Source organism: Paenibacillus sp. DMB5 (genome assembly GCF_001517085.1).
GTDB lineage: Bacteria > Bacillota > Bacilli > Paenibacillales > Paenibacillaceae > Paenibacillus_AQ.
Window position 1 is genome coordinate 16,545 of sequence record NZ_LRAC01000087.1, and the last position, 19,517, is coordinate 36,061.

Annotated in this window: 21 protein-coding genes; 19 read left to right on the forward strand and 2 right to left on the reverse strand. The window is 49.6% G+C overall.

Annotated features, from left to right (window positions below; all coding sequences use genetic code 11):
- The first annotated feature begins 340 nt into the window (after window positions 1–340).
- The 17 genes from AWJ19_RS08310 (at window position 341) to AWJ19_RS08390 (ending at window position 15,676) form a co-directional block, all read left to right on the forward strand.
- Window positions 341–727: a hypothetical protein gene (locus AWJ19_RS08310; protein WP_068722960.1), complete on the forward strand. Its 387-nt coding sequence runs from the start codon at window positions 341–343 to the stop codon at window positions 725–727.
- Window positions 720–2,459: a terminase TerL endonuclease subunit gene (locus AWJ19_RS08315; RefSeq protein ID WP_068722820.1), complete on the forward strand. Its 1,740-nt coding sequence runs from the start codon at window positions 720–722 to the stop codon at window positions 2,457–2,459. Before AWJ19_RS08310 ends, AWJ19_RS08315 begins: the two co-directional genes overlap by 8 nt.
- A 12-nt stretch (window positions 2,460–2,471) precedes the next feature.
- Window positions 2,472–3,716 carry a phage portal protein gene (locus tag AWJ19_RS08320; protein WP_198536522.1) on the forward strand — a complete coding sequence of 415 codons (1,245 nt, stop codon included), beginning with the start codon at window positions 2,472–2,474 and terminating at the stop codon, window positions 3,714–3,716.
- Window positions 3,664–4,308: an HK97 family phage prohead protease gene (locus AWJ19_RS08325; protein ID WP_068722822.1), complete on the forward strand. Its 645-nt coding sequence runs from the start codon at window positions 3,664–3,666 to the stop codon at window positions 4,306–4,308. The genes AWJ19_RS08320 and AWJ19_RS08325 overlap by 53 nt, the downstream gene beginning before the upstream one ends.
- A 13-nt stretch (window positions 4,309–4,321) precedes the next feature.
- Window positions 4,322–5,527, forward strand: coding sequence for a phage major capsid protein (locus tag AWJ19_RS08330; RefSeq protein WP_068722824.1), 1,206 nt, complete (start codon window positions 4,322–4,324; stop codon window positions 5,525–5,527).
- A gap of 16 nt (window positions 5,528–5,543) precedes the next feature.
- Window positions 5,544–5,834 carry a hypothetical protein gene (locus AWJ19_RS08335; protein WP_068722826.1) on the forward strand — a complete coding sequence of 97 codons (291 nt, stop codon included), beginning with the start codon at window positions 5,544–5,546 and terminating at the stop codon, window positions 5,832–5,834.
- Window positions 5,824–6,099 (forward strand): hypothetical protein, encoded by a 276-nt coding sequence (locus AWJ19_RS08340; protein WP_068722965.1) that lies wholly within the window; start codon window positions 5,824–5,826, stop codon window positions 6,097–6,099. The genes AWJ19_RS08335 and AWJ19_RS08340 overlap by 11 nt, the downstream gene beginning before the upstream one ends.
- Window positions 6,100–6,103: 4 nt before the next feature.
- Window positions 6,104–6,412, forward strand: a complete 309-nt coding sequence (locus AWJ19_RS08345) for a phage head closure protein (protein WP_068722828.1) — start codon at window positions 6,104–6,106, stop codon at window positions 6,410–6,412.
- 9 nt (window positions 6,413–6,421) lie between these two features.
- The gene (locus tag AWJ19_RS08350; RefSeq protein ID WP_347231095.1) at window positions 6,422–6,844 is read left to right on the forward strand and encodes an HK97 gp10 family phage protein; all 423 of its coding nucleotides are present in this window, start codon (window positions 6,422–6,424) and stop codon (window positions 6,842–6,844) included.
- 2 nt (window positions 6,845–6,846) lie between these two features.
- The gene (locus AWJ19_RS08355; protein ID WP_068722832.1) at window positions 6,847–7,224 is read left to right on the forward strand and encodes a hypothetical protein; all 378 of its coding nucleotides are present in this window, start codon (window positions 6,847–6,849) and stop codon (window positions 7,222–7,224) included.
- A gap of 3 nt (window positions 7,225–7,227) precedes the next feature.
- Window positions 7,228–8,115: an Ig-like domain-containing protein gene (locus AWJ19_RS08360; protein WP_068722834.1), complete on the forward strand. Its 888-nt coding sequence runs from the start codon at window positions 7,228–7,230 to the stop codon at window positions 8,113–8,115.
- Window positions 8,116–8,177: 62 nt separating this feature from the next.
- Window positions 8,178–8,546, forward strand: a complete 369-nt coding sequence (locus AWJ19_RS08365; RefSeq protein WP_068722836.1) for a hypothetical protein — start codon at window positions 8,178–8,180, stop codon at window positions 8,544–8,546.
- 20 nt (window positions 8,547–8,566) lie between these two features.
- Window positions 8,567–8,842, forward strand: coding sequence for a hypothetical protein (locus tag AWJ19_RS08370; RefSeq protein ID WP_082707767.1), 276 nt, complete (start codon window positions 8,567–8,569; stop codon window positions 8,840–8,842).
- Window positions 8,843–8,846: 4 nt separating this feature from the next.
- Entirely contained in the window at window positions 8,847–11,342 is a 2,496-nt protein-coding gene (locus AWJ19_RS08375) for a phage tail tape measure protein (RefSeq protein WP_068722841.1), read from the forward strand.
- Complete coding sequence (locus AWJ19_RS08380) at window positions 11,339–12,145, forward strand: phage tail domain-containing protein (RefSeq protein ID WP_068722843.1); 807 nt, start codon at window positions 11,339–11,341, stop codon at window positions 12,143–12,145. The genes AWJ19_RS08375 and AWJ19_RS08380 overlap by 4 nt, the downstream gene beginning before the upstream one ends.
- A 12-nt stretch (window positions 12,146–12,157) precedes the next feature.
- Complete coding sequence (locus AWJ19_RS35730; protein WP_068722845.1) at window positions 12,158–14,350, forward strand: hypothetical protein; 2,193 nt, start codon at window positions 12,158–12,160, stop codon at window positions 14,348–14,350.
- Window positions 14,351–14,443: 93 nt separating this feature from the next.
- A complete protein-coding gene (locus AWJ19_RS08390) occupies window positions 14,444–15,676 on the forward strand; it encodes a hypothetical protein (RefSeq protein ID WP_068722847.1) in 1,233 nt (410 codons plus the stop codon).
- Window positions 15,677–15,740: 64 nt separating this feature from the next.
- On the opposite strand, the gene AWJ19_RS08395 is transcribed toward AWJ19_RS08390, so the two are convergent.
- Window positions 15,741–15,959: a helix-turn-helix transcriptional regulator gene (locus AWJ19_RS08395; protein ID WP_068722849.1), complete on the reverse strand. Its 219-nt coding sequence runs from the start codon at window positions 15,957–15,959 to the stop codon at window positions 15,741–15,743.
- Between the two features lie 130 nt (window positions 15,960–16,089).
- Between AWJ19_RS08395 and AWJ19_RS08400 the strand changes: the two genes are divergently transcribed.
- Together AWJ19_RS08400 and AWJ19_RS08405 are read left to right on the forward strand one after the other, a co-directional pair.
- Entirely contained in the window at window positions 16,090–17,082 is a 993-nt protein-coding gene (locus AWJ19_RS08400) for a tyrosine-type recombinase/integrase (RefSeq protein WP_068722851.1), read from the forward strand.
- Window positions 17,083–17,106: 24 nt separating this feature from the next.
- Window positions 17,107–18,924 (forward strand): phage tail spike protein, encoded by a 1,818-nt coding sequence (locus AWJ19_RS08405; RefSeq protein ID WP_241781656.1) that lies wholly within the window; start codon window positions 17,107–17,109, stop codon window positions 18,922–18,924.
- Here AWJ19_RS08405 and AWJ19_RS08410 read toward each other — a convergent pair.
- Window positions 18,918–19,433: a stalk domain-containing protein gene (locus tag AWJ19_RS08410; protein ID WP_068722852.1), complete on the reverse strand. Its 516-nt coding sequence runs from the start codon at window positions 19,431–19,433 to the stop codon at window positions 18,918–18,920. The genes AWJ19_RS08405 and AWJ19_RS08410 overlap by 7 nt on opposite strands.
- Window positions 19,434–19,517: the final 84 nt, after the last annotated feature.

Genomic DNA, 19,517 nt, shown 5'->3' on the forward strand with positions numbered 1-19,517 from the left:
CAGACCCCCCCCGGGGTAATTTTTTTGATTTTTTTTAAACAGGACCGTCGGGGTAAGTTTCGTATTTACTCGCGGGCCATTTTCGCGTGACCCCCCTCCCCCCTGAAAGGATGTGATTTCTCTGGACTTGGGCAAACTTGACGAAATTAAAAAAAAATTAAAATTAAATGAGCCGGATGGGGAGTGGGAGGAGCGGGTCCGGCTCACTCCGGAAGAAATAGCGGAGCGCGAGGCTGCTGTCCATATCAAAGTGGAGCAGGAAAAGGCCCGTTTACGCAGGGAAGAACTTGCTGCTGAACGTGCGGCGCAGGCTGCCGAAGAGGATGCAGAGAAAAAGCGTATTGAGAAGGAGAAAAAGGCAAAGAAGGCCCGGCAGTCAAAAGAGGAAAGGCGGCTCCGCGAAAGCTACAATGATTTGCCGCCAGACTTGATGCGGGTTGCTGACGGTCTGATCCGACGAGCCGCCTTCATGCGGGTTACGCTGGAAGATTACGAGCAGGATCTCTCCGAGAACGGATATGTTGAGATGTTCACGCAATCTGCCAATGCCCCGCCGTATGAGCGGGAGCGTCCGGTCGCCCGTTTATACGGGACCATGAATAAGAACTATCAGAGCATCATCAAGCAATTAGCCGACCTGGTTCCTCCCGCGCCGGTTCTTCCGAAGGTTCAGGAAAAGGACGAATTCGAGAAGCTGCTCGCGAAGAAGAAGGAAGGCAATGGTTAATGTGCCGCCGTATATCTTTGCCTGGCATGATTATGTAAAGCGGGAACCGAAGAAGCACGGCAAAGATATCAAGGCGCTGAAGCGGCTGATTGAGAAGCTGCTGAAGAGTAAGACAGTGAAGTATGATCCGACGGATGTCGAAGCCTTCATAGATTTCTGTAAGCTGGTGAAGCACCGGGAAGGCCGATGGGCGGGGCAGCCGTTTGAACTTTCGATTGAGCAGAAGTATATGGCTGCCTGCATCTTCGGGTTCAAAATGTATGATGAAGAGCTGGACATGGTGGTCCGGTACTTCCGTGAATTCGTTCTGTTCGTTGCGCGTAAGTGGGGCAAGTCCACGTTCATTTCGGCGATTGCGGACTACCTGCTGATGGTGGACGGTGAACCGGCCGCGCAGGTCTGGTGCCTGGCCACAATGAAAACTCAGGCGGCCATCGTATACGAGAATGCCAAGGCTTTTCTTCAGTCCAGTGATGTGTTGACGCCGGAAGGGAACCCGCGCAAGCACTGGCGGACCAAGCGGGATAAAGATAACACGGAAATGCTGCTCTACCCGGCGACCGGCAGTTACATGAAAGCCGGCTCAAAGAACAGCGAGAACCAGGACGGACTTAACCCGCACGCTTATGTAATTGACGAGCTGCACGCCATTAAGAACCGGAATACCTATGATGTCTTTTCGTCGGCTCAGGGCGCTCGAGCGCAGCCCATGGGCGTTATCATTTCCACTTACGGATTTGTGCGCGAAGGAATATTTGATAGCGTGCTGGGGCGCTGCCGCAAGGTTCTTACTGGGAAGAGCACGGAGCGGCTATTCCCGATGATCTTCCGGATTGACGACGATGACGATCCGGCGGACCGGTCATGCTGGATAAAAGCGAACCCGGGACTGGGCAGTCATCCAACCATGAGTTACCTGGAAGGCGAATATCAGAAGGCGCTGGAAGATCCGGCACAGATGCCGTCCTTTCTGGCCAAGCATTTGAACCGTGCCAGCAGTTTGTCAGTCATTTATTTTGATCTGGCTAAGGTGGACGCCTGTGCAGTCGATATGACCGAAGAGATGTATGTCGGGAAATATGCGGTTGGAGGCGTAGACATGGCGGAGACAACCGACCTTTGCTGTGCTTCGGCGCTGATTCCGATTGGTGGTAAGCTGCGGCTCGTTCAGAAGTATTTCATTGCAAGCCAGCGGATCGAGCAGAACAGTAAAGCGGACAAGATGGCCTATGAAACCTTCTGCTCAACGAATGCCGAGGATACGCTGAACAAAGAACTGCTACATATCTGCGAGGGCAGTATGGTCCGCAAATCAGACGTCACCGCTTGGTATGTGGAGCTGGCTGAAAAATATGAGGTGACGTTCTGGAAGATCGGGTACGACCGCTGGCATGGCGGGGATTGGGTTGATGACATGGAGATGCACGGATTCCCTAAAGAGGATGCCAAGGAGCGCGGGGTAACCTTTCCGGTAGCCATGGGGGCAAAGTCCCTATCTGGTCCCATGAAGGAGACCCGTTCGCTGTTTGAAGATAAGGTTATCGAGTTTAGCCGGCACAACGGACTCTTTCGCTGGTGTACAACAAACACGGCAGCCAAGATTGATACGAACAACAATATTCAGCCGGACAAGGCGAAGAGCAAGGCGCGTATTGATGGATACGTGTCTTTTTTGATTGCCTATATTGCTTACATGAAAGTCAGGGATCAATTCGAAGAGTACCAAGCGTAAGGGGGTGAAACATTGAGCATTTTGGATTGGGGAAAACGATTAATAAATTCGATTCGACCAACAGAGCAGGTTACCGCATCTAAAGTCATTGACCTGCTTAACCGCGGAACACCACTAATCAGTTTCGGCCGGGAACTATACAACATTCCCGAAGTGCGCACGGCGATTAATTTCGTCGCTGAGAAAATTGGGAGCATTCCGTTTTACCATGTCCGGGCCGACCTTGAAGGAAATAGCGAGATGGTGAAAAGCGGCGTGCAGTATGTGCTGACTGTCCGGGCTAATCCCTACCAATCACCGCAGGTATTCTGGACCTATGCAATGACGAGGCTGCTGCTTGCGAATAACGCTTATATCATGCCGGACTGGAGTGAACGCGGCGAGCTACAGGCGATGTATGTGCTGCCCTTTAACCGGCACGAGTTTTATACAGCAGATGACGGGAAGCTGGCCATTAAGTTTCCGGCAGCGCCGGGATACGAATTTTATTATGACGATATTATTCACCTGCAGCGCTTTCCAACGGCAAACGGCGGGGCTATTAAACAGGCAACTGGCGGTTATGTCCAGATCGTTAACACGATGCAGCAGCAGGCTGTGAATGATTCAGAGAACAGCCAGCGAATTGCCGCACTCCTGCAGGCGAAGACACACCTAAAGGGCAGTGACATGAAGAAGAAGCTGGAGGAGTTCAAAGAGCTGTTCCTGACGGCCGAGAACACGACAGGGTTCGGGATGATTGGCGCGGAGTATGACGTCGTGAAGCTGGACATGAAGCTGAACCCTCTCAATAAAGATTTGATGGAATCGGTCATCGGTTACCTGTATCTGTATTTCGGAGTCAGTCGGGAGATTGTCAATAACAACGCTACAGAGCTGCAGTACGAGCAGTTCATCGACAACACAATCCGCCCGTTCACCTATCAAATCGAAGAGGAATGCACGTACAAGGTATTCACGGATACTGAGATCGGCCATAACAACAAGATTCTTGCAGAACTGGTGGACCTGGAGATCAGCACGTTGTCCGCGAAGACAACATTCTTCAAGGAAATGCTGTTCGGTTCCGTAATGACCCGCAATGAGATCCGGCGGCGCGTCGGTTTGCCGCGTGGTCCGGCTGAGCTGGACCGTTATATGGAGAGCAAGAATTTTCAGACGCTGGAGCCTGGCAATTACACAGTGAAAGGGGGTGAGACGAACGATGAAAACGGAGGAGGAGAAGAAGTCCCCGCTGGCGTCTCAGGCCCAGCGTAAAGTAGGATATGACGATGAACGTTCCCGGTTCCGGGCAGTGACTGAAGATGTTGACGGCAAACAAGTCCGCCGCCTTCGAGGCTACCCGATCCTGTTTGGCGTAGCGGGGCGGCCATGGCGCGGTAGTAAATGGGTGGAGAAGGTGGACAAGGATGCACTGAAGGATGTTGATTTCTCCAAGCTGGTGCTGCTGCTGGACCACAATACAAACTGGGTGCTGGGTCGCTCAGGCAAGAACCTTCGGGCCGTTGTCGATGACACCGGTCTTTTTATTGAAGCCACACTGGGCGACAACTGGATGGATGATTATGTGTTCGACCGGGTGGACCGGGAGATTATCGACGGCATGAGTTTCTGGTTTGACAGCGATTCAGTAATCGCAAGCGACTGGACCAATAAAGTCGATGTCATCCTGAAAATCAATGAGGTGTATGAAGTCAGCTTGGTTACGTTCCCTGCATATGACCAGACCGTCATCATTGCTGAGACCGGAGAACCCGATCCCGCACCTGATCCAGATCCTACACCTGTTCTGGAAGCTGATGACGAAGCCCGCAGACAAGCACTATTAAATCTGATTGACCAACTATAAGGAGGAATCAACCATGAAATTGACACAAAAACAGGCGGCGGAACTGCGCCGTGAGAAGAGTGAACTGGAACAGAAACGCCTTGCCCTGAAGGAGAAGGTGAAGAACCACCGGAGTGCATCGACCGAGGAGCTTGCCGATACGACCGAGCAACTGCGTACGATGTCGGAGCGGCTTGACGAGATTAATTCCGATCTGGCTGACGCGCCTGAAGATAAGAGAGGGGTAGTCCATGTGAAGGCAGCAGAAATCACTGAAGAAAATTATCGCAGTTCGGCGAAATACCGGGATGCGTTCTTCCGGAGCTTCATCAACCGCCGGGTGTCTGAGGACGACAGCACAATTCTGTCAATGGGTAAGCGTGTTATCACAGACATGAATGGCGGCAGCGTAACAAGCGGTGCGGAGTACCTTGTGCCGACCACGACGCTGGATGTAATCAAATCGGTGATTACAAAGTACGGCCAGGTGTATGCGGCCATTACAAAGTATGGCTTCGAAGGTAATGTATCGATTCCAATCGGTACGGCCGGCACACCGACAACGACCGACGGCATTACATCGCTCAACTTTACATTCACGGAGGTCAACCTGCAGCAGGAAGCGATTGTGGCCACAATCAAAATCAAGAATCTGCTGCTGAAGAACAGCATTGCTGCATTGGAAACCTATCTTGCCACGGAAATGGGTAAGTACCTCGGCACATATCTGGACAATGCTGTACTGAATGGGGACAGCGGGACGTTCACTGGTATCCTGCCGTCGATTGTAGCAGCACCTTCCGCGAAGAAAACCTACTCTGATATGGATTGGGGCCAGTTGATGGACATTGAAGCAGAAGTGGATAGCCCATACGGTGATGATGGGGTGTTCGTTATGCGCCGGAAAACATTCTTCAATCGTTTCCGTAAGATGACCGACGCTGCCGGCGCACCAATCACGACGACAATCCCGGTTATCACAGGTAACGGTAAGACGAAATTCTACCTGGATGGACATGAGGTCATCTTTACGACGGCCATGGAACTGGATGATATCCTGTTCGGTGATCTGGCTCAGTATGTGGTCAATGAATCCCAGGAGATTACCATCGAGTCTTCCGGCGTCGGTGATGATGTATTTGGTAAGGACCAGACCATGTGGCGCGGCAAGGTATACAGCGGCGGTAAACCGTTGTTCCCGAAACTGACGTTCACATACTGGGGCTACTCCGCGACCTAAGAGAGGAGAATGACGCATGGCTAAACGTAAAACGACGCCCAAAGCCGAACAGGTGGCGGGCGCTTCTCTTTCTGCTGGTAGCGTACTGCTTTGGCGGGCAACTCGTCCGTTGACGGTACAGGAACACGCTGATTTATCCGATAAGCTGCGGCATGAGGCCGAAGCAACCGGAATTAACATCGTGCTTGTTCCGTTCACTGTTGAGCCTGAAGCAGGTGATACTACCCAAGAGCCGGCCTCACCTCCGGATGGCGATTCGCCGCCAGCTGATCCGGATGTAAAGGCGGATGCTGCTGATGACGAATGATGAACTACTGGAAGAGGTAAAAGCGGGACTGACCGATGTGGGAACCCATAACAATGCAACGCTCATGCCGAAAGTGCTGGCTGCCAAAGCCTACATGCTGAACGCCGGTGTGAGCCTGGCACAACTTGAAAGTGATCTGGGTATCGCTACACTGACCATTGGGGTTTCGGATCTCTGGAATATTAATTCCGGAGAGGTCGCGTTCTCTCCTGCATTCACGGACATGCTGCTTCCGCAGCTGATGGCCGTCAGTATTGGAGAGTGATGGCATGCGATTAAATCATCTCATTACGCTAATCGGCACAACATCGGATTCTAATGCAATGGGTGATGCGATACTCAATCTAGCGCAGCGGGAGACACACGCAGCCCGTAATTCGGTTCGTCAATCGGAGATGTATCAGGCGGTGGGCAGCGGGCTGAAGCCGGAAATCATGTTCACGGTTCGCGAAACAGAATATGCCGGTGAAACGAAACTGAAATACGAAGGCAAGACCTATCAAATCATTCGTTCTTATCAGCGACCTGACCGCATGACGGAATTGATCTGCACAGGACTTGTGAACGGAGGGATCTAAGTGGCACGGATGACGCGCGGGGTGCGCTCCACAAGTAACCGTGTGGAGTTCGTCAGTAATATTGACCGCACTCAGTACACAATGAAGCGGCTGAAGGCAGCAGCACTGACGGAGATCGGCAGTTACATCCGTAAGAAGATGGTAGCCAAGGCCAAGCTGCAGCGGAATATGAAGCGAAATAAGCGGATTGCGGCCTCATTCCAGTATTGGCGCCGGAAGCGGGAGAACGATTTGCAGATCGGGATTAAGCATAACACCTGGTACGGGGTTGACCAGGAGCTCGGGACGCGGAACCACCGGAAGAAAGCCATCCTCATGAATACGGTCTTCGAAAATGTGGACGATATCCGGCGTATTGCCGGGGTTTATATTGCTGCTATCGAGGACGAGAACAAAGCAGCCGGCTTGATTAATGAGGATGGGAGCTGGTAAGTGTGAACAAGGTCATCAGCCTGCGCATAGCGCTCCGCACACTACTCGGAGCTGTTCATTCCCGGGTCTTCTACGAGATTGCTCCAGAGGATGCGGAGTATCCATTGGGTTCGTTCCTGCTGTCCAACTCCTATGATGACGGCACGATGGAGAACTTTGTGCTGGAGGTCGATGGCTGGGATTCTCCGGAAGACGGAGACACTACGGCGCTCGAAACACTGATGGATGCATTTGATAAAGCTATTCACAAACAGGTCATCCGCACGAATGGGATGGCCTTTATTATTTACCGTGAGAACCGGTTGCCCCTGGATGATCCTGATAAGCGGCTGCGGGGGCGGCGGATCATTTATCAAGTACGAACTTTTGGAGGAGGTTAACAAATGCCTGTATATTCTGGTTTTACAAGTACCACCGCCGATCATTTGGTGCTGGACTCAGGTGCATTCTATAAAAACTATGATTTGAGCACAGGAGTCGGCACGCTGTTGGGGGCGACGCGGGGCGGCGGGGAGTTTTCCGCGAAGCCGACCATCCGGGCGATTGAAGTAGACGGCGTAAAGGGCCGGGCCAAGGGGCTCAATGCCATTGATGCGTGGGAGGTTTATATCAAAGCCAGCCTGCTGGAGATCACACCGGACAGTTTAGCAGCGGCACTGAGCACAGGCAGCGTCGATTCCAGCACCAATGATCAATATCATGTCATCACAGCGGGCAACACGCTGCAGCTGACGGACTATATCGACAATATCACCTGGGTGGGCCGGCTCTCCGGCAGCAGCAACCCGGTAGTCATTCAGATTTACAATGCGCTGAGCACGGACGGCGTTACACTAACCACGGCGGATAAGTCGGAAAGTCTTCTGCCGGTCAACTTCGCCGCCCATTACGATGCGGCGGATCTGGACAAGGTTCCTTTCGCTGTCTACTATCCGAAATTGACCGTGGACACTACACCTCCTACCGTCACCGTAACGCCTGCGGACGGAGCGACGGCGATTCCGGTATCCGCTGATGTGGTTTGGACCTTCAGCGAGGCGATTAACCCTTCAACGGTCAATCCGGCCAACTTCCTGCTGTTCGAAGCGGAAGACGGCACACTGATTCCTGGATCGCTATCGCTCAATGTAGCGAAGACAGTAGTTACGCTGAATCCAACAGTAAACTTGGCAGCGGGTACGGCTTATGTCGCAATGGTCACGGCAAACGTGAAGGATCTCAAGGGGAATGCACTGGCGGCGAATACCGCAACTAGCTTCATAACGGCATAACAGCGAGGGGGCAGCGATGCCCTCTTTCTTTATGACCACAATTCACACTGGAGGAATGAACCATGCAAGTGCGTGCGCTGAAAACAAAGGATATTTTCCCAATGTCGCGGATTCTGAAAAAAATCGGCCTGAAAGATGTGATCCGCGAGGCGGCTGCAAATATGGCTGCGAATGCGAAAGCAGCAAACAAGCCAGAGGATAAGAAGAGTGCGGCGGCTTCCGCTCAAATGAAGCTTGGTGCGGATATTGTGGCCACTTTGTTTGAGAACCTGTACCTGGCTGAAGAGGAGACCAATGCATTCCTTGCAGATCTGGTCGGATTGAAGCCGGAGGAGTTTGCGGAGCTGGAGCTGACGGAAACGCTGGGGATCATTGACCAGTTGAAGGGTTCAAAAGTGTTTGCAAGTTTTTTGAAACAAGCAAGTCAATAGACGAGGTCGAGGTCATTGACTTGCTTCTGCACCGCTATGGCTCCATAGATTACATCCTGGAGATGGGCTATGAGGGCGGCGTGGAGCAGATCCTGAAGGCTTACGAGAAGGAGACAGAGCAAAAGCAGTGGGATCTTTACCTCATGCGCTATCAGCACATGACGAAGAATGATTTCGTGCCGTTTTCTGAATTTATGCAGAAGCCTGCTCAAAAGGCTTCTGCAAGCACCAAGACCAAAGAAGAAATTTTAGAGGATGCGGAAATGATCCTTGCATCCTTCCGGAAGGCGGGGTGAAGCCGTGGAAATCTTTCGTCTATTCGGCTCCATTTTTATCGACTCCGGCGGTGCGGATGACACGCTTGACCATATTGACGAGCGAGGGAAGTCTGCCGGAGCCAGGCTAAGCGATATCGCAAAGCTGGCCGGGGCTGCAGGGCTGGCGCTTGGCGCGATGGGTGTCGGTGTTGGTGTGGCAGCTGTAAGCTTCACGGATGACTTCCGCAAGTCTATGAACGGCCTGGCTGCCGAGACCGGAGCTACTACAGAAGAAATGAAAGGATTCGAGGAATCAGCGAAGCGCATGTATAACAATGGTATGGGCGAGAATTTTGAAGACATCGCTAAATCCATGGCGCTCGTGAAGCAGACTACGGGCCAGACAGGTGCTGAGCTGGAGAAACTGACCAACAATGCGCTGCTGCTCCGCGATACCTACGAATATGAAGTGAACGAGTCTGTCCGGTCCAGCGATAAGCTCATGAGGCAGTTTGGCCTTTCTGGCGAGGAGGCTATGGGCCTAATCGCGGAAGCCTCACAAAAAGGTTTGAATTATGCGGACGATTTGCTGCCTACCATCGATGAATATTCCGTTTACTTTGCACAAGCGGGATTCTCCGCAAGTGAAATGTTCGGCGTGTTTGAAAATGCGAAGAATGCCGGGGTATTCAACCTGGACTATGCAGCCGATGCGGTCAAGGAATTCGGTATCAAGATGACGGAAAGCGGAGACGCGACCACACAGGTCCTGAATCAAATGGGCCTGGATGGAGCGGGGCTGCAGGCTCAATTTGCCAAAGGCGGCGACGGAGCACGGGAAGCCTTCAGTAAAGTGGCTGAAGCACTAAGCCAGGTTGATGACAAGCAGGAGCAAATCGCATTAGGAGTGTCGCTCTTTGGCACCAAGTTCGAGGATGTCGGCGCTGCTGGTGTACTGGCGATGACGGAGCTGAACACTTCGATTACCGGCACGAACGGGGCCCTGGAGAGCATCAATGCTGTGAAGTATAACACCTTTGGCGAGGCGATGAGTGGGATTAAGCGCCAGTTGGAGACCGGGATACTGCTGCCATTAGGCGAGAAGATCCTGCCGAAGCTAAACGAATTCGCTGACTGGATCAGCGGTCATATGCCTGAGATCCAGGCGGGGATCAATGCAGCCATTGAAGGAGCCGGGAAAGCATTCGATGGCTTGAGTGCTGCCATTGGCTGGGTGATCGACAACGGGAATATCCTCCTGCCGGTTGTCATAGGCCTCACGGCGGCAATTGCGGCTCAGTCCGTCATTAATACCGTGACCATGGCCTATAAGGCATGGAAGGCCGCCACAACCGCGCAGACTACCGTTCAATGGCTGCTGAACGCCGCAATGAATGCGAACCCTCTCGGACTGGTGGCAATCGCCATCGGAGCAGTGGCTGCAGGTGCGTATCTGCTCATCAAGAACTGGGAGCCTGTTTCAGAGTTCTTCGTCAATCTCTGGGCTTCCGTTACAGAGATCACTTCTGCAGCCTGGGAAGGGATTAAGTCATTTTTCACCGGACTATGGGACTGGATGGTTTCATTCCTGACGGAATGGGGACCGGCCATTCTTCTGGTGATTGCTCCGTTCTTGGGCATTCCTCTGATGATTATTCAGCACTGGGACACGATCAAAGCGTTCCTGCTGGAGTTGTGGGACGGTATCAAGGCCGCAGCCAGTGCGACATGGACCGCAATTAAGGAAACGACAGAAAGAGTCTGGAACGGGCTCAAGGCGTTTCTGGCGGGATTGTGGGATGGCATCAAGTCCACTGCTTCAGCTGCCTGGGATGGCATCAAATCGGCCATTTCGACGGTTATCAGCGCAACGGTATCGTGGATTAAGGACACCTGGAACGGTGTACTGAACTGGTTCCGGGAACTGCCGGGGAAATTGTACAACATCGGGACCGATATGTTCTACCGGATGCGGGATGCTGTTTCCACGGCGATTGTCACTGTGAAGACAGCGATTGTTACGGGTATGACTTCGGCAATGGATTATCTGAAGAAGCTCCCGGCACAAATGCTGCAGATGGGCAAAGACATCATCCAGGGGCTGATTGATGGAATTAAGGATATGATTGGCGGGGTAGGCAAGGCCATTTCCAGTATCGCTAACAAGGTAACCGGGGGGCTTCGAGAGGCACTAGATATGCATTCTCCTTCCCGGGTTCTACGATCAATGGGTAACGATACTGGTGAAGGGTATGTAATCGGCCTGGAAGACAAAATATCTGACATTCAGGATCAAGCTGATGCCATGGCGGCAGCGGCACTCCCTTCCGTAGAGGATATGGACGCAGGAAGCTATACGGCAAGCATAGCAGGCGCTGGTGGCTATGGCAGCGCTGGGTCAGATCAAGAGAAATACATTGTTGTACAGATTAATGTGGATGGAAACAACGTAGCAACGGCCATCGCTAAGCCCATGAGCGCCGCGCTCGGGGCATTGACACGATCAGTTGGACGGAGCGGAGGGGTGGCGACGATTTGATAGATCTCATAACGTTAGACGGCAAAGGGTTGATTGAATTCGGGCTTACCCCTCAGCCGGGACATGAACATTCCATGCTGCCGGACAGCGTGAGCCGGACAAAGGCCATTGCTGGCCGTCACGGCCTGTATGACTTCGGCAGCACCTTGACCTCCCGGCGCTTCGTTTTTCCGCTGATCTTCGCCCAGGAGACGAGCAGATATGAGCTGCAGCAGCGGATCAGGGCATTTTCGGCATTTCTCTTGGACGCTTACGCCAGACCAAGAGAAATGAAGATGATCTTTAACTATGAACCGAATGTCTATTACCTGGTCAAATATGACGGATCGCTCACTCCGGACCGGCTGTTCGAGCGGGGTTCCTTCAAGCTGCCGCTGGTGGCACATGATCCCTTTGCCCGTTTCATCATCAATCCTGGAGATATTACGCTGGATTCGGACATCATCCTGGATTCAGACATTCGTCTGGACGACGAGTACGGCTTTACAGTAGCTGGTCCCGGGAATGTAGAGGTCAACAACTTCGGGACACTGGCTGCCCAGCCGGAGATTGTTGTCCAGGGAAGCTTCACAACGTTGTCTATCACCGCAAACGGGAAAACCTTCGGTTTCGGGTCCGCTATTTCCGGGCAGACGCTGGTTATAGATGGGGAGCAGATGAAAGTGAAGCTTGGTGGGGCAAACGCCTTATGGAGCATGTCGGGGCATTTTGTAGACCTGTTACCGGGAGTGAATCAAGTCACTATAGGAGGGACTGGGCTTAATTGCACGGTCTCTTTTAATTTCAAACCGAAATACGCTTAGGAGGTATGGGTCATGGCAGAGTTAGAAGATCTACAGGGATTACAAAAGTTGCGCGAGGCATGGCCGATCATAGAGCGTAACGAGCAGGCAATTAATAGTGATATTATCAATCATAAAGCTTCTGGCGCTGCCCATGCCGCCGAAAGCATTACCTATTCGGGATCCGTTTCGGGTGTGGCGAATATCCAAGAGGCTGTTGATTTTGTAGATGGCCGAGTTGATACAATTATCGCCGGTGGTGGCGAAGGAAAGGACCCCGAACTGACGGATATCCAAACACCTGACCCGGGATACACCCCTGGCCGGACAATTGTTGTTGCAGGTGATATGGTGCGGGATATGCAGAAGCAATTTAGTGAACAGTTGGCGGATATAGTGATTAACGTTAAATCTTTCGGGGCACTCGGCAACGGAACGTCAGACGATAATACTGCTATTCGAGCAGCAAATCTATATGGTTATAACAAGGCACAAGTGCCGAACGTTCAAACCATACCTACTAACTCCATGCAGATTTACATCCCAGCAGGTATTTACCGGGTTCGTGGTAATCATGTGTTTGGGTCTCCTATTCCTGAGGGACAACCAAGACCTAGCGAGTACCCAATAGCTTTTCGCTTAGTAGGGGATAACGCCACGATTTTATGGGAACTTGAAACTGAGAATGACGAACTTTTCTATTTCGATGGCTCGTTGACAATGCCCCAAGTATCGGGAATCACGATCATTCCGATATCTGAAAACCAAACAATTGCATTAGGTGGGACCATATTTAAGTACTTTCAAAATATAGCTCTTGGACAGACAGACGCTTCACGAGGCTATTTCGAGAATATAAGTGTATGGCCGGGAAGAGCCACAGCTAACCCGAGTCACTCAACACGCATAAACCGTGTTTTCCATAACGTAGGAAATGCGATGGGTGACCAGACAACTGTTAAGAACTGTAGATTTAATTATTTTCATACCTTTTATCGTGGAGAGAATGCTGAAGCGGTAAACTGGACAATTGAAAACTGCGGATTTTATGCGGCAGGGTTTACTGACTCGGTATATTTTGACTTCACCAAAATGCAGGATAATTTCAACGTTAGAAACTGTTCCTTTTCTGTTTCTGCCAATGAAACTATGCTCCGTACCCGATCAGAGTTATCCGCTGGGAAGTTTACCCAATCGGCGCTATTCAACTTTAATTTTGATGATAACCGTATTGAGCTATATGGAGCTGTAGGACAGACGTGGAAGCTTACGGACATGAACTTTGGTCGGATGAATATGAGGAATACCAATCTGAGACTCGCCTCTGGAGCATCCAATGTTAAAACCATTGTCGCGGCTTACGGGTTGGCAAATATTAATTTTGACAATGTTGCCTTTAACGAAGTTTTGTTTTTGTTGCCAATTGCAACGAACGAAGCGATAACGGGAGGACTTTCTGCTAATGGTGCACTTTTAAGGTATTGTGATCTTTTAGGTGGAAAGTATACGTTTAAATATTGGGACGGCGTCAACGAGTTTGCGCTTAAGGATATTCTGATTTCTACCACACAATTTTTCCGTAACCTCAAAGTAGAGGAATGCACTCTAGCGAACGGTAACGGCTTTCTTGATTTTGAGATAACCAACAATCAGGCGGCTTTAAGTTTAATTCGGAGAACAGAGAGGACGGTTAACTTTTCTCAAGAAGGTATAGCCCTTGGAAAAACTCTGGTTATTCCGCCGTATCAGACTATCAAAAACATAAAAGTTACAGGTCTCGGAAGCCTTCCAGCAACGTACAACCGGTTCCGGATATACTTTGGAGATAGAACCTTAGGCAACTATTTGGATGTAAATAATCCGGTTCCAGACATAGAAAGAAAAGATGAGTTTATGATTTGGGAAGGTATAGCGACCATATACAACGAAAACCTTTCTTTACAGTCTATAACAGTATTCGTTCTGAATGGTGGTGTTGAGACGGCTGCGCTTCGCTCTCAACTGTCTGTCACTTATGAGCCCCTAGACCCAAGAGTATTCGGAATCACGACAAACGCAGACAGCATTCAAATTAGAACAAAGGTGCAAAATCTATCCTATGGTACGACTGCAAACAGGCCAACGGTAGGGCTGTATATCAATAAACAATACTTTGACACCACACTAGGCAAGCCAATTTGGTATAACGGCACTGTGTGGAAAGATGCTACAGGCTCTACGGTATAAGTTGGTTAACAATCAACTACCAAATCATTGTAAAACTGGTCGAATGAACTTATAATTCTCTTTGTAAATATAAATGCAAGGGGAATAGGTTAAATGATTAGTAGCGGTAAAAAGATGACGAAAACCGAATTAGTTACGATTCTAGCCATTGTGTACTACTGTCTTAATGTAGGTAATAAAGGATACCTTGCTCTAGTTGTCCTTGGAGTAGTAGCGTTTTTCACTTTAGTAAAGCGGCGGTTTCGGTTAGATAAACTGCAAATTTTGCTCGCAGTCTTTAGCCTCGTCTTTGCTTACTATTTAAACAAGTACCATTTGCGGGAGAGCAGTGTTCTCTGGTTGAATGTAATATCTCCTCTTATTTTTTATCTTTGTGGATATAATCTTTTTAAATCACACAGTTCGGAAAAGATGGTCAAAATAATGCTGCTTGTTCCTGCATCGCTATCTGTATTCGCTTTTCTCGGTGTAGTCAGCACCGGCGATGTTTATATCGGGTGGCGCGGGATTGTCAGTATATGGGGCAGTAAGATATCTGCCACTGGTGTGAATACTTATCTGTCAATTGGTCTCTCTTTATTGCCCCTCGCTTTGTTAAGTAAAAATAAAAAAGTTAGACTAGTTAGCTTTCTTTTGTTTTTTATATCAGCCTACTCGACGTTTGTTTTAAGTAATCGTACAGGTATCCTTATTATAGTCATTTCGGTTATTGTATCTTTTCTGTTTACTGGCAAGATAAAAGGAAAAAAGATTCCCCTTGGAGCATTTCTTATACTATCGTCAGTTCTATTTTACCAGTATCTAGGTACAACAAACCTCGGTGATAGGATGTCTGAAGGCGGACTGTTGTCTGATCCGAGATATCTTGCTTGGGAAGCAGCGTTTAAAGGGTTGTTCATTAACCCTTTCGGGGGCAAACTCACAATCCTTCCATTGGGGTATGCTCACAATTTGTGGTTGGATGTTGGCTACGAAGCCGGGCTGCTCGCCGCGTTATTACTATTGACATTTACCATAATGGCACTTGATAAATTAGTACTTGTATTACGGAGTTCTGTCACGCAAGACACTAAGTTGCTATTTGCCTGCTATATCACTGCGTTTTTCGCAACGTTTATGTTGGAACCAATCATGGAAGGATGGTTTTATTACTTTAATGTCTTTTGTTTTGTATTCGGAGTACTGTCCCAAGAGGCTACAAAAGTAGTGCAACCAAACACGAGATTGCAGAAACGATTTAATACACGTAAATTTAAACTAATGAGAGTTGTTGTGATAACCTGGTCTACGGCTGTAGTAACTGTTCTTGCTTGGATTGTATTATAGAGCAGTAGGAGAATACTGCGCACTAACGATAACCGAAAATGGGCATTAAAAAAGAGCTGCCGGATCACTCCGACGGCTCTTTCTTGTATCGTAATATTTCGTTTGGTGTTACGTCCAGGTAATCACAAAGTTTTAGGATAAGTTCTTTTGGATAACGCTCAGTTTCATCGTTATACAGATTCCGGACGGAATCAAACCTATAGCCAATGTCCTTTGCTACTTGCCTAATGGAGAGACCACGCTCATCCATGATGCGCTTAAGATCAGAATTTAGAGTAGACATGAAATAGCCTCCTTTGGTCCTATATTACACTATATATTGACTCACAAAAAGGGTCAATAGTCCAATGACACAGTTAACGGGTCGTGATATTATTTAGACACGTTAAACGAGTCATTGGAGGTGCAACAGCATGATTAATGCAAGTGAGCAACTGCTGTCCGATGTCGTGGCCGTGATTTATGACGCGTTTCCTGATTTGAATGCGGAGCGGACGAAGTCCCTGCTTTCCGTAGTAGTATCAAAATACCATGTGCAGCGGGTGGAGGAAGATGAGCCACATCCAGACGGTACGGAGAAAATCCAGATGTTCCTGTCATCAAAGCGGCTGGAGGGGCTCAGCTCGTCCACGCTGGATGGATATGCACTGGACCTACACATATTCTTCCGGCATGTCCGCAAGCGAACAGACAACGTTACAGCGGCCGACATCCGGGCTTACCTGGGACAGTTTAATCACCTGAAAATGAGCACGATCGGCAAGAAGCTGTCTGTGTTGAAAAGCTTCTTTGGTTGGCTGACGGCTGAGGAAATTTTGCCCCGGGACCCTTCGGCCAAACTGAAAACCCCGAAACTAGAGAAGCGGCTGCCGAAGGCGCTGACGATCCCTGAGCTGGAGATGCTGCGGGAAGCTTGCAAGACTGTCCGGCAGCGGGCATTTATCGAGGTGATGTATGCAACCGGCTGCCGGCTGTCTGAAGTATACGGCATGGACCGTGATAGCATTAACCAGCAGTCTATGAGCTGCCGAGTGATCGGTAAGGGAAACAAGGAGCGGGAGGTTTACTTTAGCTTTAAGGCGATGTACCACTTGAATAAATATCTGAATAGCCGGACGGATGATTCTGAGGCATTGATGGTTACTGAACGCAAGCCGCACCGCCGCCTGACCAAGCGGGGCATTCAACGGGAAATTGCCGTGATTGCCCGGGCAGCCGGCCTGCAGGATAAGGTCAGCCCGCACGTACTGCGGCATACCTTCGCCACACTGACGCTTAATAACGGTGCGGAGTTGGTGGCTGTTCAGGAGCTTATGGGCCATTCCGATCCTCAAACCACCCTACGGTATGCCCGCATCACAGAGGACCGCAAGCGGGAGCAGCACAAGCGGTTCCTGGTTCAATAAAGATCATAGAGAGGTGACGATCACTTGATCAAGGTATATAACCAAAGCATGCAGCTGATGGCTTATCTGCAGAATGCTTTCGGTATTGGATATGAGGAGCGCCTGAACGAAGTTTGGAGCGCTTCTTTCTCTTTGCCGGCGGACGATGACAAGAATGCAGAGTGCCTGCCGCTGCGGTATGTGGAGATTTTTGACGGCGAGGAGCGGGTGGATCTCTTCCGGATCATGCCGACGAAAACGCAGCGGAGCTATGACGGGAAAACCATTACTTACAGCTGTGAGCATGTTCTGGCCACATTGATGGATGATATCATGTTCCAGTATCACCAGGTCGGCGGGGCCGGGTTCCCTATCAGCAGCGTAATCCAATACATTCTCTCTAAGCAGTCAACACCGCGCTGGGAGTTTGATGCCTGCGAGTTCGACGATGAATTTGAGTACAACTACGAGAATGATAACCTCATATCCGCCCTATTCGCTGTTACAGAGCCCCTGGAATCGGACTATATGTGGACATGGGATACATCCACAACACCTTGGACGCTTAATCTGGTACGGCCTGAGACGCAGCCGAGCGCATGGATTCGGTATGGGAAGAACCTGGAGGGAATCACGGTGGATGAGGACCCGACGCAGCTGATAACCCGGATATATCCTCTCGGATACGGCGAGGGCGTGAACCAGCTGAATATTGTGGATGTTAACCCTACCGGCTTGCCGTACATTGATGCGGACACCATCGGAGAGTATGGGGTTATTGCTTACCCTTATGTGGATCTGTCCATCGATAATGCAGCGACTCTATATGCCGCGGCTAAATCAGTACTTGAACAGATGAAGCGCCCGAGGCGGACGTATAGCGTAGAAGGACTGGAACTCTACCGGTTAACATCAGATCCTATTGATAAATTCCGGACCGGTGCAATGGTGCGGATCATTGATGAAGAATTAGGGATCGATATCATTGACCGGGTACAGGTCCGGGGCCGTCCCGATATCGAGGGAGCACCGGGAGATGTGAAGCTGGAGATTGCGAATAAAGCGGACAGTCAGGCGACGGACACTAATAAGCTGGCCAGCCGGCAGCGGATAAGCGAAACCTACGCTCAGGGTGCGACAAACATTGATACGCAGAATTTCGCTGATAACTGTGATCCGGATCATCCGGCTGTTCTGCAGGTGTATGTGCCGGAAGGGACGGCTAGGATTAATAAGCTGTCACTCATGTATGAAACGGAAGCGTTCAGAGCCTTCAGCAAGGCAATTGCAGCAGCTCCAGCAACTACTTCAGGCCCAAGTAGTATAGAGACAACCGAAAATGGTGGGGCGAGTATAAATACGAATACAGGCCAACAGTTATGGAATATTGATTATAATTACGGATTACCTGAAGTGTCTGAAAGGACTGGCGGTCATAATCATGGAATAGCTCCTGGAACGCAACTTTCTACACCTGGTGGAGGATATGTGACATTTGTTGGAGCTGACAACCATTCACACGGATTAGTCTCCCATCAACATGTATTTGATATTCCGGCCCATTATCATGAGATGGAACATACACATGAAATACCGGAACACACACATGAAATAGAATATGGGATATTTGAAGGACCTATTCCTTCAGCTCTCACCATTACAGTTGATGGTAATACAATGCCTGGCGGATCTACTAGTGGAGCTGATATCGACATTATTCCATATCTATCTAAGGATGCGAACGGAAGGGTACAAAGAGGTGTTTGGCACGAAATAAAAATAGCGCCCGATTCTCTCGGACGCATTGTGGCTAGTGTAGTGATGCAATTATTTGTGCAAAGTCGTGGCGGCGGTGATTATTGAATAATTCCGGCATCTTTCAAACTATCTAAATTAATTTTTGTTCCTTCTTCACTGAAATCTATTTCAATATCACCAGATGGTGTATTGGAAATGTAGATGCCGTTTTTTAAAGCTGGAAGCGGGATTTTCAATGTGTTTGAACCGTACACTAAAATCATTTCATCATTCAAATTTCCAGTAACGGTAATGCCATAATCCTTAAGATCCATTATTGATAACCAATTATCTGTGGATAGCATAGCTGAATTTCCTCCTTTAGAAAGATCAATTGATTTTGATGAATTATCAAATTCCAGTGTGTAGCCAAGCAGATTGCTCACTTCACGTACTGGTAGATATGTAGTGCCATTATAGATAAGCGGATCGCTTTTTAGGCTTTGTTTCTGTCCATTTATACTTATCGTGAATTTTGCAAAAGCAGCTTGCACCGTTTGAGTGGTAGCTGCTGCAGCCATTCCAGCCGATCCGATCAACATTCCGGCAGCAAGTCCTATTATTGCTTTTTTCAAGAATATCATCTCCTTCAGCATCATATTACCATATTTTACGGCAAATGATGGCAGAGGTTTTAGATTAAATGTGGGAGGTGACAG